Annotated in this window: 18 protein-coding genes; 15 read left to right on the top strand and 3 right to left on the bottom strand. The window is 51.3% G+C overall.

Going from position 1 to position 15088, the window contains the following annotated elements; all coding sequences use genetic code 11:
- Positions 1-16: 16 nt before the first annotated feature.
- The 3 genes from RAC89_RS06070 to moaD all read right to left on the bottom strand — a co-directional run bounded on the left by RAC89_RS06070 (position 17) and on the right by moaD (position 3035).
- A complete protein-coding gene (locus RAC89_RS06070) occupies positions 17-1051 on the bottom strand; it encodes an HD-GYP domain-containing protein (protein ID WP_306612440.1) in 1035 nt (344 codons plus the stop codon).
- Positions 1052-1206: 155 nt separating this feature from the next.
- The gene (locus tag RAC89_RS06065) at positions 1207-2277 is read right to left on the bottom strand and encodes a ThiF family adenylyltransferase (protein ID WP_373430005.1); all 1071 of its coding nucleotides are present in this window, start codon (positions 2275-2277) and stop codon (positions 1207-1209) included.
- Positions 2278-2279: 2 nt separating this feature from the next.
- Positions 2280-3035 carry a molybdopterin converting factor subunit 1 gene (gene moaD / locus RAC89_RS06060; protein ID WP_306612438.1) on the bottom strand — a complete coding sequence of 252 codons (756 nt, stop codon included), beginning with the start codon at positions 3033-3035 and terminating at the stop codon, positions 2280-2282.
- 113 nt (positions 3036-3148) lie between these two features.
- Between moaD and RAC89_RS06055 the strand changes: the two genes are divergently transcribed.
- The 15 genes from RAC89_RS06055 (at position 3149) to RAC89_RS05985 (ending at position 14979) form a co-directional block, all read left to right on the top strand.
- Positions 3149-3610: a hypothetical protein gene (locus tag RAC89_RS06055; RefSeq protein WP_306612437.1), complete on the top strand. Its 462-nt coding sequence runs from the start codon at positions 3149-3151 to the stop codon at positions 3608-3610.
- A gap of 38 nt (positions 3611-3648) precedes the next feature.
- Positions 3649-5091 (top strand): bifunctional metallophosphatase/5'-nucleotidase, encoded by a 1443-nt coding sequence (locus RAC89_RS06050; RefSeq protein WP_306612436.1) that lies wholly within the window; start codon positions 3649-3651, stop codon positions 5089-5091.
- Positions 5092-5155: 64 nt separating this feature from the next.
- A complete protein-coding gene (locus RAC89_RS06045) occupies positions 5156-5959 on the top strand; it encodes an undecaprenyl-diphosphate phosphatase (protein WP_306612435.1) in 804 nt (267 codons plus the stop codon).
- A gap of 185 nt (positions 5960-6144) precedes the next feature.
- Positions 6145-7251: an HD-GYP domain-containing protein gene (locus tag RAC89_RS06040; protein WP_306612433.1), complete on the top strand. Its 1107-nt coding sequence runs from the start codon at positions 6145-6147 to the stop codon at positions 7249-7251.
- A gap of 145 nt (positions 7252-7396) precedes the next feature.
- On the top strand, positions 7397-8533 hold the full coding sequence (gene yfkAB, locus RAC89_RS06035; protein WP_306612432.1) for a radical SAM/CxCxxxxC motif protein YfkAB: 1137 nt from the start codon (positions 7397-7399) through the stop codon (positions 8531-8533).
- A 52-nt stretch (positions 8534-8585) separates the two neighbouring features.
- Positions 8586-9638 (top strand): sporulation integral membrane protein YtvI, encoded by a 1053-nt coding sequence (gene ytvI / locus RAC89_RS06030; protein WP_306612431.1) that lies wholly within the window; start codon positions 8586-8588, stop codon positions 9636-9638.
- A gap of 20 nt (positions 9639-9658) precedes the next feature.
- On the top strand, positions 9659-10543 hold the full coding sequence (locus tag RAC89_RS06025; RefSeq protein WP_306612430.1) for a YitT family protein: 885 nt from the start codon (positions 9659-9661) through the stop codon (positions 10541-10543).
- Positions 10544-10782: 239 nt separating this feature from the next.
- Complete coding sequence (locus RAC89_RS06020) at positions 10783-11004, top strand: spore coat associated protein CotJA (protein WP_306612428.1); 222 nt, start codon at positions 10783-10785, stop codon at positions 11002-11004.
- 18 nt (positions 11005-11022) lie between these two features.
- On the top strand, positions 11023-11292 hold the full coding sequence (locus tag RAC89_RS06015; RefSeq protein WP_284641223.1) for a spore coat protein CotJB: 270 nt from the start codon (positions 11023-11025) through the stop codon (positions 11290-11292).
- Between the two features lie 102 nt (positions 11293-11394).
- On the top strand, positions 11395-11964 hold the full coding sequence (locus tag RAC89_RS06010) for a manganese catalase family protein (protein ID WP_284646833.1): 570 nt from the start codon (positions 11395-11397) through the stop codon (positions 11962-11964).
- Between the two features lie 24 nt (positions 11965-11988).
- Positions 11989-12363 (top strand): hypothetical protein, encoded by a 375-nt coding sequence (locus RAC89_RS06005; RefSeq protein WP_306612426.1) that lies wholly within the window; start codon positions 11989-11991, stop codon positions 12361-12363.
- A 181-nt stretch (positions 12364-12544) separates the two neighbouring features.
- On the top strand, positions 12545-12745 hold the full coding sequence (locus tag RAC89_RS06000; RefSeq protein ID WP_306612425.1) for a WYL domain-containing protein: 201 nt from the start codon (positions 12545-12547) through the stop codon (positions 12743-12745).
- Positions 12746-13168: 423 nt separating this feature from the next.
- Positions 13169-13699, top strand: coding sequence for a dihydrofolate reductase family protein (locus RAC89_RS05995; RefSeq protein WP_306612424.1), 531 nt, complete (start codon positions 13169-13171; stop codon positions 13697-13699).
- 89 nt (positions 13700-13788) lie between these two features.
- Positions 13789-14439, top strand: a complete 651-nt coding sequence (locus RAC89_RS05990; RefSeq protein WP_306612423.1) for a CBO0543 family protein — start codon at positions 13789-13791, stop codon at positions 14437-14439.
- Positions 14440-14589: 150 nt separating this feature from the next.
- Positions 14590-14979 carry a DUF6010 family protein gene (locus tag RAC89_RS05985; RefSeq protein ID WP_306612422.1) on the top strand — a complete coding sequence of 130 codons (390 nt, stop codon included), beginning with the start codon at positions 14590-14592 and terminating at the stop codon, positions 14977-14979.
- Positions 14980-15088 lie beyond the last annotated feature (109 nt).

Below are 15088 nucleotides of genomic sequence, written 5' to 3'. Positions count from 1 at the left end.
ACGTTGAGCTTTATTTCTAAACAAAAATTTGTTCGATATCCAGCTCACGTTCGTGAGACAAATCAACGAACCTTCCCTCGACGTTAATTAAGGGTCGGAAGAAGTCCACCGGATTCGTAAGAACGATCGTGCCGAGCTGTCCATTCGTTAGCTGGAGCTTCTTTCCGACAAAATTAGGGACCATATTCCGAATAAACACCTGTGTAATGCCAGGGTCCAGCTCTCCGAAGCTGCAGCGATGGATTTCACGGAGAACATGCAGCAGATTGCGGGCCTTCTGATATGCCCGATTGGAGATCATGGCGCTATACACATCGGCGACCGCTACGATTTTGGACATACGGGACATTTCATGTCCTTTAATCCGCAGGGGATAGCCGGTCCCGTCCAGCCGCTCATGATGCTGCAGCGCCGCGACCGCCAAGCTTTGCTCGAAGCCGGATTGCTTCAGCATCTCATACCCGAAAATGGTATGCTTTTTAATTTCTTCGTACTCCTCATCGGTAAGGCGCGAAGGCTTCTGAAGGATGTCTACGGATACCTTGCTCTTGCCTATATCGTGCAGATAGCCCGCTTTTCCTGCCAATAACGCTTCGTCTTCCGACTGCCCCAGCCATTTCGCAATGTAATAAGAGATCATGCCTACTTGGACGCTATGCTGGTAAGTGTAATCGTCCTTCGTATTCAGAGCGATCAGAAGCGAGACGACGTCTCTTTCCTGCTTGAAGTGCTGAACGAGCGGGGTGAAACCGTTCTCCACTTGCTCCTCATGGAGCTTCCCTTCATGAAGTACTTGCTCAAACACAAGCTTGATGTTGTCGACCGCGTTGCTGTATGCTTCTGCTTGCTGCTCTTGGACCGTTGAGACTGTGAGTCTGGAATTTTCCACTTGCAAATCAATGTCGACATAATCCAAGTCATGTCGCTGCAGTTTAGCAATATCCTCCGCATGAAGAATCGTATGAGCGGATAGCACAAGAAGCCCGTGCTTGTTGAAGGTATCCGAACCCAAACGATCGCCAACCCGCACATCATAAATGGGAACCCGCAAAAGAATTCACCTCGGAACTAAAAAATATTGTGCGATTTCCCTAATCATACCAGCATTCGGATTGGCAAACAATGTCGAACTATGCGATTTGCAGTAAAAATTTACTAAAAATTTATTAATAATTATTGAAATTTTAACACAAAAATTCCATTAAGTTACATTCCGATATAACGGCTATACAAGCTCTTGGCCAATACGGGATCATCCGTCCCTTGGACCAGCATCCGTCCGCCTTCAAACAGCACAAACGTGATCTCGTCATCCAGCCGGAATTTGAGCAGGAACGGATTCAGCTCCACTTCCCCCAGCGGACGCAATCGCTCCGCCCATTCCTTTAGGCTTAGCGCGGAAGGCCTAACCGGCTGAATCTGCACGGAGTTTCTTCCGCATAGCGTTTGCAGCGTATCCTCATGCATGAATGCTTCCAAATATTCATAACGTCCTTCCGCACAGCAGGGGCAATCCGCCTTCCGGGCTTTGCTCACGTCTACGGCCGAGTATTGGTTGTACCACAGGTCCCAGTGGACCATCCGCCGATTGCGCTGCTCGTGAGCGCCGACGAGCAGCTTCATGGCCTCGGTCGCCTGATGCGAAGCGACCGTATGAATGATCGGCCCGATGACGCCGGCCGTATCGCACGTCTCGGTCGTTCCCTGCGCCGGGGGCTGCCCGAAGAGGCAGCGCAAGCAAGGCGTCTCTCCGGGAACGACGGTAAGGCTTACGCCGCGGGAGCTGACCGCGCCGCCGTAAATCCACGGGATGCCGTGCTTAAGGCTCACGTCATTGATCAGGAACCGCACCGCGAAGTTGTCGGTTCCATCCAGGATGAGCTGCACATCCGTCAGCAGCTCTTCCGCATTGGTCGCGTTCAGGTCCGCGACCACCGACTCGACCGCGACCTGCGAGTTCGCCGCTCGGAGCCGCGCTGCCGCGGCGACGGCCTTCGGCGACGAGCCGGCCGCATCGGCTTCGTCGTACAGCATCTGCCGCTGCAGATTGCTGGTCTCGACGAAGTCGCGGTCGATCAGGCGCACGAAGCCGACCCCTGCGCGAACCATATGGTTCGCGAGGACGGTGCCGAGGGCGCCCATGCCTACGATGGCGACGCGTGCCTCGTGAAGCTTCGCTTGGCCTTCCGGCCCGATCGGGAGGAATAACATTTGCCGAGAGTAACGGTCAAGGTGGCTAAGATCTCCGTTCTCCTGTATGTGGCTTGCTTCATTCATGTTCATGCTGCCCCTCCTCCTTCGGGAGTCGATTGACCGGGACCGGCTGTAGGATCCCAGGGCCCCAACTGATGGCCCTTCCATTCGGAGCCGTCCTCCCAGATTTCTTTCTTCCATATCGGTACAATTTGCTTCAGTCGCTCAATGGCATACCGGCTCGCTTCGTAAGCGGCCGCGCGATGGGGGGCGGAAACAGCAATCACCACGCTAATTTCACCGATCCCCACGGAGCCCAGACGATGGGTAATGGCGCATAAGGCCCCGTCCCACCTCTCCCCGATTTCCGAGCAGATTTGCTCCATCGTCTTGAGAGCCATAGGCTCGTAAGCCTCATATTCTAGCAGCGTCGTTCTCTTCCCGAAGGTAAATTCCCTCGTGGTTCCGACAAAGGAGAGCGTCGCACCGTGGTTCGGATGAATCACCTTGCCGGTGACCTCTTCTACTGAAATCGGATCCTTAGTAATACATACAAGGTTCCCCGACGTCTGGAGCAGATCTTCCTCCGTCGGTTCTCCGCCCGAAACCGGAGGGATGACCGCAATTTCATCCTTCTCGGTGAGAAGCAGCTCCGGCTCGGCGTAAGCTTGATTTACCGCAATGAAGGATTGCTGCAGCGAGCGCGCTGCGTGAGGATACAGCTCCGCCAGCTTCTCCTTAAGCGCCTCTACCGTAAGGGAGTCCTGCTCGATATGTAAAGTCAGCTCAGATCCGCCTAGCTGCTCGGCGAGTCCTGCAAAGAGCAATAGTTGAAGTTTCATGACGCCTCCACGACTTCCTTTTTTCCTTTCAGCATATCATATTTTTCATGGGAAATGGTATAATGGGATGAGTTTGGCTGTGGTTTTGGACTTAGGGCAAGGGAGGCATAACGATGCAAATTCACGTATATGATGAAATACATGGGAGCGGACAACTTACCGTTCAGGAAATGGCTTCGCTGGCCGGCGGCGGCTTTGCTCTGCAGGAGCGCGTTCCGTCCGTCTCCGGCAAAGCCTTCGATCTGAAGCGCTGGTATGCCGGATGGCGCGGGCAGCAGGGAGGGGAGAACGACAGACTGCCGGTCCTTCTTCAAGTTGAGGCGGCGGATGAATTTCAGGCAACGATTCCATGGGATCAGCTCGATCAGGCATGCTTCTTGTACGAGCAGGAAGATGGCATTCCGCTGAAGAAAGGGTTTCCGCTTCGTCTCTACGTTCCGGATGGCAGCAGCGAATGCTTAAATGTCAAAAGCGTCGTTACCCTTCGTCTAGGGTATGAAGGGCTGGCTCCGGAGGAGGCAACCTACGGCTTCAAAAACACGGTGAGCCTGGACGATCTGAAGCTTCGCAAATAGAGCAGCCTTCGAAGCCGCTAAACGAAAGGAGAGCGCTTATGAATGCTGATCGAATCCGTCTGCGAATCCTCCACACGAACGATCTGCATAGCCGCTTCGAGCAAATGCCGAAAATTGCGGCGGTTATCCGGAGGCTGCGGTCGGAAGCCGGCGAGGAGCACACCGTTACGCTGGACATTGGAGATCATTTGGATCGAATGTTTCCGGAGACGGAGGGCACGGAAGGTCTTGCGAACATCGCTGTGCTGAATGCAACGGGCTACGACGCCGTGACGTTAGGCAATAATGAAGGACTGACCTTCAGCAGGAGTATGCTTGCCAAGCTGTATGCCGAGGCTCAGTTTCATATCGTCGCCAGCAACTTGCCGGAGACGGCCACCGGGGAGCTGCCCGAGTGGGCCCTGCCGTATCAAATCCTTACCAAATCAGGAATCCGGATTGGCTTGATAGGGGTCACGGCTTATTTTACAGAGTACTATCGCTTGCTCGGGTGGGATATTCAGGAGCCGCTGCAGGTAACGGAGCAGCTCGTTCGTAAGCTTCGTCCCGAGGTCGATGTGCTGATCGTGATGTCCCATCTCGGTCTGCGGCTGGATGAACGGATGGCACAAGAAATTCCGGGCATAGACGTCATTCTGGGCGGACATACGCATCACTTGCTTGAGGAAGCTCAGCGTATGAATCAAGCGCTGGTATGCGCTACGGGCAAATTCGGTCAGTATATCGGGGTCGTCGATCTGGAGCTCGACAGCGTAAGCAAGGCCATCCTAGCCTCCGCCGGCTTCGTCATTGCTACCGAACCGCTGGAAGAGACCGACTCCGAGGTGAAACAAGTCATCGCGGCGTATTCAGTGCTTGCTAGGCAAACCCTTAGCCATACGGTGGCCTTCGTGGACAGAGCGCTCCCGATCGATTGGAACGGCGATTCCCCTCTGGGGAACCTTCTTGCGGCGGGTCTGCGCCGGGTGACGGAGGCCGAGATCGGGCTTGTGAATGCGGGACAGCTCCTGGGGGATTTGAACTACGGCCCAGTTACGTCAGGAGACTTGCTGGCCTTGTGTCCGTCGCCTATTAATCCGTGCCGCATGACGCTGACCGGCGCACAGCTGCTGCGTGCGCTGGAGCAAGCCTTACTGCCGGAATACACGGAAAAGGCGATTATGGGTTTCGGCTTCCGGGGCAAGGTGCTCGGCACCCTCTGCCTCGATGGAATGACCGTAGAGTATGACCCTGCCGGCGAAGCGGGACGCAAAATTCATCGTGTGCTTGTGGGCTCAGCGCCACTTGAATTGCAAAGGGCATACCGCATTGGGACCATCGATATGTTTACCTTCGGAATCGGATACCTCCCGATTGCCGAGGGAACGCATGTAGAATACTTGCTGCCGGACTTCCTTCGCGACGTGCTGCTTCGGGAGCTGCATGCTCCGGGGGCGATTGAGGATAGTCTGCATCGCCGCTGGTTGTCTATCGAGCCATAACTGCGGGAATGCGGCGTTCGTACGGTACCTAATGCTCTGAATTCCGGTTCTTGGGAGGCGTGTAATGTACGATATTTGGGTTGCCGTTATCATCGGTATTGTGGAGGGCTTGACGGAATTTCTGCCGGTTTCCTCGACCGGCCATATGATCCTGACAGGTTATTTGCTGGGTATTCCGGAAAGCGATGAATTTATCAAGACGTTCGAAATCGCGATCCAGCTCGGAGCGATCCTGGCCGTTGTGCTGCTGTATTGGAAACGAATCATCCGATTATTCGGCCTTACCAAGTCCGATAAACCGGGTCCGAGACTGAATCTGCTCCATATTGCGATTGCCATTGTACCTGCCCTCGGTTTGGCTTATGTGCTGAAGGATTTTATAAAAGGCCAGCTTTTCTCGCCGACCACCGTCCTTATTGGGCTTGTCCTCGGAGGGATTCTTCTCATTATTGGGGAGAAGCAGCAAGGGACGGTGACGACCGAGGATGTGGATCAGATTACTTACAAGCAGGCTCTCATGGTGGGCTTATGGCAGATTCTCTCGATCTGGCCGGGGTTCTCCCGTTCCGGTTCGACGATCGCCGGGGGGATGCTGTCCGGCATGAGCCGGGCCGCCGCCGCTGATTTTACTTTTATCATCGCGATCCCTGTCATGGTTGTGGTGACCGGTTACGAGATGCTGAAGAGCTTCGATCAATTTTCTTCAGAGCAATTCGGTTTCTTCACAACAGGGTTCGTTGTATCGTTTGTTGTTGCGCTGTTGGCCGTCGTTACGTTCATCAAGTTCGTTCAGCGTTTCAGCTTGTCTTATTTTGCCTACTACCGATTCCTGATAGCCGCGGTGTTCTGGATGTTTCTGCTTCGTTAGGTTAGGTGGGGGGCCGGGGTCCTAATTTGATTAGGACTTTCGGCTTTCTTGTTTTTTTTGTCATAAAATTAATAAAAAAGTAGAAAAATGCATCAAAAGATAGTTGCCATTTTTTGACGGATCTTTTACTCTTATCATACAGCCTTATTCTAAAAAAAATTTAAGAAAGTAGACGTGACACTTCTATGCGCTTGCTGCCTATCGCGAAGATCATTCCCGGGATGAAGCTTGGCAAAAAGATATACAACAGCGACGGTTTGGTCTTGCTGAATGAAGGGGTGGAGCTCTCCTCGTCATTGATCAAGCGTTTAGGAGATCACGGTGTAGACTTTGTTTATATAAGTGACCCCAGAACTGATGACATCGTGATACGGGAGCTTATCTCGGATGAGACGCGTGCTGCAGCCATTTCCGGCATCAAGCAGTCCTTCCGCACGGCTATGGAGGATCACATGAAGCGTAAAGCGGTTGGCGCCTTACAGGTGGGCAAGGTGTTCCGCAATTTGCTGACGATGATTCTCGACGATCTCAGCAGCCATAAAGACGCGATGATCATGCTGACCAATATTCATACAATGGATGATTATTTATATCAGCACTCTCTTAACGTATGCATATACTCTACGATGCTTGGAATGGCTCACGGGTATTCCCGAGAGGAGCTCATGACGCTGGGTCTCGGCTCGCTGCTGCACGATATAGGCAAGACTCAGATCCCTATACAGCTTCTGCGCAAGAACGAAAGACTGACCGATGAGGAGTATCATGTGATCAAGAAGCACGCGGAATTCGGTTATCGCTACCTGAAGGACGAGCCTAATATCCCGCTGCTCTCCGCTCACTGCGCCTTCCAGCACCATGAGCGCGTTGACGGTTCGGGTTATCCCCGGGGCTTGAAGGGGGACGAGATCCATGAGTATGCCCGATGGATCGGACTCGTCGACTCGTATGACGCCATGACGACCCATCGGGTGTACCGCAGAGCGATGCTGCCTCATCAGGCCATGGAGATTTTGTATGCCGGCACGGGAACTCTCTATGATATGAAGAAGATCGAATTGTTCCGGGACAAAATCGCAATCTATCCGCTTGGCGTCACCGTTACGCTGAATACGGGTGAAACGGGAGTTGTGAGCGATCTGAATCCTTCCGTTCCGCATCGGCCGACGGTACGCATTCTGAAGAATGCCTATGGGGAAGATATTCAGTCCCCTTTCGATATTGATTTATCGCAGCAGATGACGCTGCTTATTACCGGTGTAGGCGAAGAGAACACGGTTACGCCGGTATAATGCAAAGGCGGTTCCTTACGGGAGGAAAGTCCTTCCACAAGGGACGGCCTCTTTGTTTTCAGAATGCCGTTCTGTTTTCTTTTGTGACGGGTTGCGATACAATAAAATGAAAATAAACCTCAAGAGTCAGGTGTGAAGAATTACCATGTCAGAAGGAATACAGAATCCATTTCGGGCGGAACTGGACCCGATTACCCCTGAGAACGACCCGTGGGAGCCGATTCGCTCCAGAAGCCGGCATCATAAACACATTCTTACCAGCGTAGAGTTAACCGTAACGAATTTGTGCAATATGCGTTGTGAGCACTGTGCTGTAGGCGATTCGCTGCTGATGACCGAAGGGCCGAGAATCCCCCTTTCCGCGATTCTGAAGCGGCTCGATGAAGTCGAGCATTTGGAAACCATCAGCATCACCGGAGGTGAGCCGAGCTATCACGAGCAGACCGTTCGCGACTATATCGTGCCGATCCTGCGTTATGCCAGAGAAAGAGGGATTCGATCCCAGATCAATTCGAATGTGACGCTCGATTTGTCCCGCTATGAAATGCTCGCTCCTTATCTGGATGTCATGCATATTTCGTTCAATTATTTGAATGCGGACGACTTTTATCAAGTGGGTTTTGTTCGTGCAGACCGCAAGGTATCCAAGGATACGGCCGCCCGCCTGTATGAACGGATGGTAGAGAACACGATGGCCCTCAGCCGCGGCGGCATGTTCGTATCCGCGGAGTCGATGATCAATTACCGTACGCATGAGAAGCTGCCGGCGATCCACCGGTTGATCGTTGAAATGGGCTGTCGCCGCCACGAGGTGCACCCCATGTACCCGAGCGCCTTTGCCGCCCATCTTCCGGTGCTGAGTCTGGAGCAGATTCGCACATCGATTCACGCTTTGCTTAACCATCGCAATCAGGAGCTCTGGATGCTGTTCGGCACGCTGCCCTTCTATGCTTGCAGCTCCTCCGAAGCCGATCTAGAATTGATTCGGAGACTCAGGAAGGAACCGAACGTAACGGTACGGAACGACCCGGACGGCCGCAATCGATTGAATGTCAACTTATTTACGGGCGATGTCTATGTGACGGATTTCTCGGATGTTCCCCCACTCGGCAACGTTCATCGGGATACGCTGGATCAGGTGTTTGAGCGATGGAAGCAGCATCCGCTGAATGATGCCGTTGATTGCTATTGCCCTGCGGCCTCCTGCTGCGGACCGAATTTGCTTGTTATGGATGCTTATTATAAAGGCTTGAATTTCAAAGAACGCCAGGCGGTCATTTAAACCGGATGCTTCAGTCAGACGCAACTTGACGAAAAGAGGGGAGCCTCATACGGTGTCATTGCGAGCTGTAGTTTTATGCGCTGTCGGATTTGTGCTGCTGTACGGATTGTTTACCATCGGATTCCCTTTCTTGCTGGCCTTGCTGGGAGCAATTTTTTTGGAGCCTTTGGTTACATTAAGTATGAAGTATTTGCGTTTCCATCGGATGGTTGCATCAGCTCTGGTTTGCACATGGTTTACCGCCTTACTGCTTGGCTTTGTTTATTTGCTGGGGTTCAAAATCGTCTCTGAGGTCATTCAGCTATGGAACCATAGTCCAGCTATTTTGAACGGGGCGAGATTGTTTTACGATGATACCTCAGAGCGTACGCGGCTCTTCTACGATTCACTGCCTTTGGGTGTAGCCGAGCAGCTCCAAGGAATTCTGGAGTCAGGCATAACCTCCCTGGCGGAAAGCGTCAAGGATGTATTGACGGCTGTTTCGATGTATTTTTTAAACGTAGCGAAGGCGATTCCTAACATGCTTGTCTTTGTCGTGGTCTTCATCATTAGTCTGTATCTCATGTCTTTCCAATTACCCGGCTTATATCAGTCCTTCCTAAATGTATTCGATAAAAGTTCAAGACCTAAGGTAGCCAGAGTGCTTACTGATTTGCGGAGAGCCTTGGTCGGATTTTTGTTTGCCCAGACACTGATCAGCTTTCTGACCTTCCTTGTTACAGCTGCCGGACTGCTGTTTTTGCGGGTCGATTACCCTTTGGCCATTGCGTTGGTCATCATCCTTGTAGATATCCTGCCTATCCTTGGAACAAGCGCCGTCTTCGTACCCTGGATCATCTACTGTCTGCTCGCGGGGAATACGCAGCTGGCTGTGGGGTTGCTGATCCTGCTGCTCTTCATTATGATTTTCCGGCGTCTCATCGAACCCAAAATTATTGGTGAGGCTGTAGGGATTCATGCGCTTGCCGCACTTATCAGCATGTATATCGGCTTTCAGTTGTTCGGGGTGATCGGGCTGGTGCTCGGTCCAGTCGTGATTATCATTTATCAGGCACTGCGTCGTGTAGGACTTTTGCACCTTACGATCAACTTGGATAAAGCTTAAACGCACGATGGAGGACACAGATGGAGACAACTAGACTGACTGCCAAGAAGCATGCCAAGCTGACTACTTTGAAGCTGCTGCGTCGTATCTTCTTCCTTACCCTGGGGGCTATTCTCGTCTCCGTCGGACTGGAAATTTTCCTCGTTCCGAACTCCATCATCGACGGAGGGGTTGTCGGTATTTCGATCATTTCGTCCTATTTGTTCGGAGGACCGCTCGGGCTTTACTTGCTGCTGCTGAATCTGCCGTTTCTGTTTGTCGGGTATAAGCAAATCGGTAAAACCTTCGCTTTGTCCACCTTGTTTGCCGTCATCATCATGTCCATCGGAACGTACAAGCTGCATCCGGTGGCCCCGTTAACGATAGATCCGCTGCTTGCCGCCGTCTTTGGCGGGATTATTGTCGGTATCGGGGTGGGGATGGTGATTCGTTCCGGAGGCTCGCTGGACGGTACGGAAATCGTGGCCATCCTGGTAAGCAAGAAAAGTCCGTTCTCTGTGGGCGAGATTGTGATGTTCTTCAACTTCTTCATTCTGGGGAGTGCGGGCTTCGTCTTCGGTTGGGACCGGGCGATGTATTCATTGATTGCTTATTATATTGCCTTTAAAATGATTGATCTCACCATTGAAGGCTTCGGAGAGTCGAAGTCCATCTGGATCATCAGCGACAGCGTTCGGGACATCGGGGACGCCATCATACAGCGCCTTGGCCGCGGCGTTACGTATCTCAGCGGCGAGGGAGGATTTACGGGCGATGACAAGCAGGTTATCTTCTGTGTCGTTACCCGGCTGGAGGAGGCGAAGCTGAAGTCCATCGTAGAGGAGATTGACCCAACGGCCTTCCTTGCGGTCGGCAACATTCACGATGTGAAGGGCGGACGCTTTAAGAAGAAAAGCATACATTAATTCAAGCGCCTTTACTTGCTCATTAGGAAACGATGGGCGGGTGAGGTGTTTTTTTATGTTCCTGGGGGCAGGTGCGCTACAGCCGCTGGATAAATAATACCAGTATTCAGGGAGCTTGTAAGCTCATAACAGACAGGCCATGTCTATATAAATAGAGGTAGTGGTTGTAAGATGAGCTCCTAGCCTGAAGCTCGATCCCAATGTATCACTTCCGAGGTTGTACAAAGGAGGTATGGCTTGTGAATCAACAGAATCAACAAGTGAAGGTATGGTTTCCCTTCGTCAGTCCGAATGACCCTTGCCCCCCGATCGAATGCAAAACTTACGTCACACCGCCAAATCTTTATATCCCGTTTCAGCCGCCGGGATTGCCGCAATATTCGCCTATAGAGGCACTGCGTAGAGGAACGCTGTGGCCTGCTCTGTTCAGTCCTTACGAGCCCAAACGAAACGAATCTTAACTCGAGGAGGGATGTTCTATGACCCATGCATTGCCGGAAAAATATTACACCACCCTTCATGAGCTTCAGGCCATCGATTTTGTCCTCGTGGAGCTGACCCTGTACCTTGACACCCACCCCGATGATGAACAGGCCATCAGGCAGTTTAATCAATTCACTCATCAGCGGCTGCAGGTGGCGCATCAATTTCAGATGGAATTCGGACCGCTTACGCAGTATGGCCACAGCTTCGGCTTCAGCAAGCATCCATGGCAGTGGGCGGAAGGCCCTTGGCCGTGGCAGGTATAGGCACGCACATGGCGCTTAACGTTGTAAGGCGGGCTGAGCTTTAATCGTTGCAGCGCCATGGCAGGGTTCTCTTAAACATTCGTTAACGGAGGGGAGCGTACTATGTGGATCTATGAGAAGAAGCTGCAGTATCCGGTACGGGTCGGCAAATGTGACGTACGCATGGCCAAACTGCTCTTGGAGCAGTATGGCGGAGCGGACGGAGAATTGGCAGCGGCGTTACGGTACTTGAACCAACGTTATTCGATACCGGATAAGGTGATCGGGCTGCTGACGGATATTGGGACGGAGGAATTTGCACACCTAGAAATGATTGCGACCATGGTGTATAAGCTGACAAAGGATGCGACACCGGAGATGCTGAAGGCCGCGGGACTCGATGATCATTACGTGGCGCACGACAATGCCTTGTTTTATCAAAATGCCAGCGGTGTGCCGTGGACAGCGGCCTACATACAGGCGAAGGGTGACCCGATCGCCGATTTGTACGAGGATATTGCGGCCGAAGAGAAGGCTAGAGCTACATACCAATGGCTTATCGATATGACCGACGATGTCGATCTTCAGGACGGTCTGAAATTCCTGCGGGAGCGGGAGGTTGTGCATTCGATGCGCTTCCGTGAAGCGGTCGAAATCCTTAAGGCGGACCGGCAGCAGAAGAAAATATTTTAATAGGATCAATGGGAGGTTGGCGCTGTGCAGAAGGAGGATATTCTGCTGGAGCTGCAGTCGCTCCCGGAACGGGTACTGCGGGCGGAGCAGGATTATTTGAAGGCGTTGTCCTACTTGGAGGAGAGCAGGCTGGCGTTAACGGCCAAGACGAACGAGCTTTTCTACCAGGGGACGATTCAGGGCAAGAATGAACAGGCGCGTGAGGCGGAGCTATGGCCTCATACGCATGAGCTGCGACGTCTTGTATTGAAGGCGAAGCTGGCTGCGGAGCAGGCGAAGAGCGAGCTGACTTATGTCAGGAATAAACTGGACAATACAAGGCTCATTGCCCAGATGGTGCTACATGCCCCACCTTCCGCTGCAAGCTACGATAACTGGGCCGCCGGCCCGATGGATTAGCTTAAGAAATAGCATGCCCCTGTGGGTGTGCTATTTTTTTATTTTTCCATTTTGCAGCTTCGCTTTCCCAGTAACCATTAGATAGGAAGTATTGGTAATAGTTAAGTCCTCCTTGCATAAAGAACGTTCGTTCTGTATAACATAAAGTAGAACAAACGTTCCTGTTAAAGGTGTGATATGTATGGATATGGAAAAATACGTCGGTAGAACAATTGATATTATTTATATTGGCCTTGACGAACGAATCACCCAGCGGCGGATCCATGTGAAATCCTCAGTTGGCGGTATCGTTAAGGCACATTGTTTACATCGAAATGCCCCAAGAACTTTTCGAATCGAGAACATTCTGGCAGTAAAGCCGGTGAATCAATATGCTTCATGATGCCGAGCGTAAGCTGTTACGTATAATTGGAAACTTTACAGCTATCCGTAGAAGAACGCCAACGGTCCACGAATTAACGATCAAGACGGGACGTAATGAAAAACTTGTATATGATTCGCTTGCGATACTGGCTGAAGAAGGTTTTATCGAATGGGATAAAACAGATCCGGAGACAATTCTTATCATACGTGCCTGGGAGGATCCTCCGCCGGAGGACTATAGGTTATTTACGGAATAAAAACAAGCTGGTTAGTGTTGACTTAAAAGCCCTTGGATATTGCTGGTCGAGCCATGACTGTGCACATTAGCAATCCATGAGAAACCGGGCATGCTGTTGGATGATAAAATCTAGACATAAAGGAGGCTGCAAATGGAACGCCTAATGATGAATGTGCGAGAAAACCAGGGAGGAGAGTCAGCCGCATGGCAAAAATCATTTTCGCATTGAACCAGTCTCTGGACGGGTTCGTCGACCACACGGCATTTCAGCCCGACCCCGTGCTATTCTGTCATTTCATCGACGACGTGCGCAGCTTGGCAGGCATCCTGTACGGGCGCCGCATGTACGAGACCATGCGGTATTGGGACGGAGACCATTTGGAATGGGATGCGCCGGAACGGGAATACGCAGCGGCGTGGCAAAGCAAACCGAAGTGGGTGGTGTCGAGGACGTTAAAGTCCGTCGGTCCGAACGCTTCTCTGATCGAGGGCGACCTCGCAGCGGCTATACGTAGGCTGAAGGCTCAGCATGAAGGGGAGATTGAAGTTGCCGGGCCGGAGTTGGCTCACAGTCTAACCGAGCTCGGTCTCGTTGATGAGTATCGACTCTATCTCCATCCAGTCGTGCTGGGTCACGGAAAGCCGTTCTTCGCCGGGCCGCGGCCGCCGCTGCGCCTGGTGGCAAGCGATAGAATTGGCGAACAGGTGATCAGGTTGACCTATGTTCCGGAATAGTTGTGCTGTTGATCCAACGGCCAAGGAAATTGCGTAATATTACTGTTATTAATTGTGTACCCTAAGGACAACAAGGAGGGAACACAAGGATGACGCAAACACAAGCTGATTATTTTCATAATATAGTATCGACTCAAGAACAGCTTACTCGTGAGGGGGTTAATTATTGGTCTCTATACTCCAATTTTACCACCTGGCAATTTTGGACAATCCTGGCTATGCTTATAATCCCACTCATTCTAGTATACAGATTTATTGATCGGACAAGGATTTACCAAATCGCATTTTATGGATTCGCCACTCATGTGCTATTTGCTTATACAGATGTATTCGGCATCCGTTACGGGTTATGGGGATACCCATATCAGGTAATACCGTTTCTGCCCAGTGTTTCATTAGATGCTGCGCTGATCCCGGTAGCGATCATGTTCGTCTATCAATGGACCCTTAAGCGAGGGAAAAACTTTCACCTGTATGCCGTCTTAACTGCACTGGCATTTGGGTTTGGTTTCAAACCATTACTGGTCATGTTCGGTTTGTTCGAAAAATACAAGTGGGTAAATTACTTTATCATCTTCCTTATTTATATAACCCTGTATGAGGCGGCCTACCTGCTAACCTCCTTATTTTCGAAAATGAAAACCTCTAATCCGAAGGGGCAGGGCAGACAGGATTACAGGGTTAAGATGAACGATGTGAACCTCAAGCTGCCAGGCAGGAAGAGAAGCAAGGTTACGTAAATAGCTTGAAGGAATAGGCATGCCGGCGGCGTGCCTTTTTTTGCGTGAAGGGCGCAATCATTTGCGTGAAACGGGTACATTTTTTGCGCTTTGTTGTAATCTCCAGGTGCTAAGATATGCATAGGAACGATTACACTAGGAGGATGTATCATGTCAAATCAAGGGAAAATAATTGTTGGAGGTATCTTACTCGCCTTATTGACCATTAGATGCTTTTACTGGTTTTATTCACCGATCGCTTATGAAATGTTCGCGTTATTCTTAGGATATACCGCCTGCGTTTATTTGGGGGCTGCTTTAGCAGATTCGCGAATCCAATGGATTTCTGTTGAGTTTGGAATGTCTCTTCTGTTTTTTACGATGGCAGCCATGGGACTATTGGTTTCCCCAATGTGGATTGGAATCGGATTTGCCTTGCACGGAATATGGGATATGCTGCACCATCCGAAAGTGATCAAGACCAAGGTAATCCACTGGTTTCCGCCTCTCTGTGCGATCTTTGACGTTACCGTGGCCGCATATATTTTTATCTTTTTTTAATTTACTTGGACATAAAGCACTCCGCACCAAACTGAGATGAAACGAAGCCTGCGGGGTTCCCGACAGCAACCAATTCATTCCAGGTGCGGTTTGACTTTACCGGGAAATC

This window comes from Paenibacillus sp. GD4 (assembly GCF_030846225.1).
GTDB classification, from domain to species: domain Bacteria; phylum Bacillota; class Bacilli; order Paenibacillales; family NBRC-103111; genus Paenibacillus_G; species Paenibacillus_G silviterrae.
This window is presented reverse-complemented; position numbering and strand designations above follow the sequence as displayed.

Excerpts from the sequence above, each read along its gene's own strand:
- RAC89_RS06055 (WP_306612437.1), top strand. The coding sequence starts at position 3,149 with ATGCAAATTCACGTATATGATGAAATACATGGGAGCGGACAACTTACC.
- RAC89_RS05995 (WP_306612424.1), top strand. The coding sequence starts at position 13,169 with ATGGCAAAAATCATTTTCGCATTGAACCAGTCTCTGGACGGGTTCGTC.
- RAC89_RS05990 (WP_306612423.1), top strand. The coding sequence starts at position 13,789 with ATGACGCAAACACAAGCTGATTATTTTCATAATATAGTATCGACTCAA.
- RAC89_RS06015 (WP_284641223.1), top strand. The coding sequence starts at position 11,023 with ATGACCCATGCATTGCCGGAAAAATATTACACCACCCTTCATGAGCTT.
- RAC89_RS06000 (WP_306612425.1), top strand. The coding sequence starts at position 12,545 with ATGGATATGGAAAAATACGTCGGTAGAACAATTGATATTATTTATATT.
- RAC89_RS06065 (WP_373430005.1), bottom strand. The coding sequence starts at position 2,277 with ATGAATGAAGCAAGCCACATACAGGAGAACGGAGATCTTAGCCACCTT.
- RAC89_RS06050 (WP_306612436.1), top strand. The coding sequence starts at position 3,649 with ATGAATGCTGATCGAATCCGTCTGCGAATCCTCCACACGAACGATCTG.
- yfkAB (WP_306612432.1), top strand. The coding sequence starts at position 7,397 with ATGTCAGAAGGAATACAGAATCCATTTCGGGCGGAACTGGACCCGATT.
- RAC89_RS06025 (WP_306612430.1), top strand. The coding sequence starts at position 9,659 with ATGGAGACAACTAGACTGACTGCCAAGAAGCATGCCAAGCTGACTACT.
- RAC89_RS06040 (WP_306612433.1), top strand. The coding sequence starts at position 6,145 with ATGCGCTTGCTGCCTATCGCGAAGATCATTCCCGGGATGAAGCTTGGC.
- moaD (WP_306612438.1), bottom strand. The coding sequence starts at position 3,035 with ATGAAACTTCAACTATTGCTCTTTGCAGGACTCGCCGAGCAGCTAGGC.
- RAC89_RS06045 (WP_306612435.1), top strand. The coding sequence starts at position 5,156 with ATGTACGATATTTGGGTTGCCGTTATCATCGGTATTGTGGAGGGCTTG.
- RAC89_RS05985 (WP_306612422.1), top strand. The coding sequence starts at position 14,590 with ATGTCAAATCAAGGGAAAATAATTGTTGGAGGTATCTTACTCGCCTTA.
- RAC89_RS06010 (WP_284646833.1), top strand. The coding sequence starts at position 11,395 with ATGTGGATCTATGAGAAGAAGCTGCAGTATCCGGTACGGGTCGGCAAA.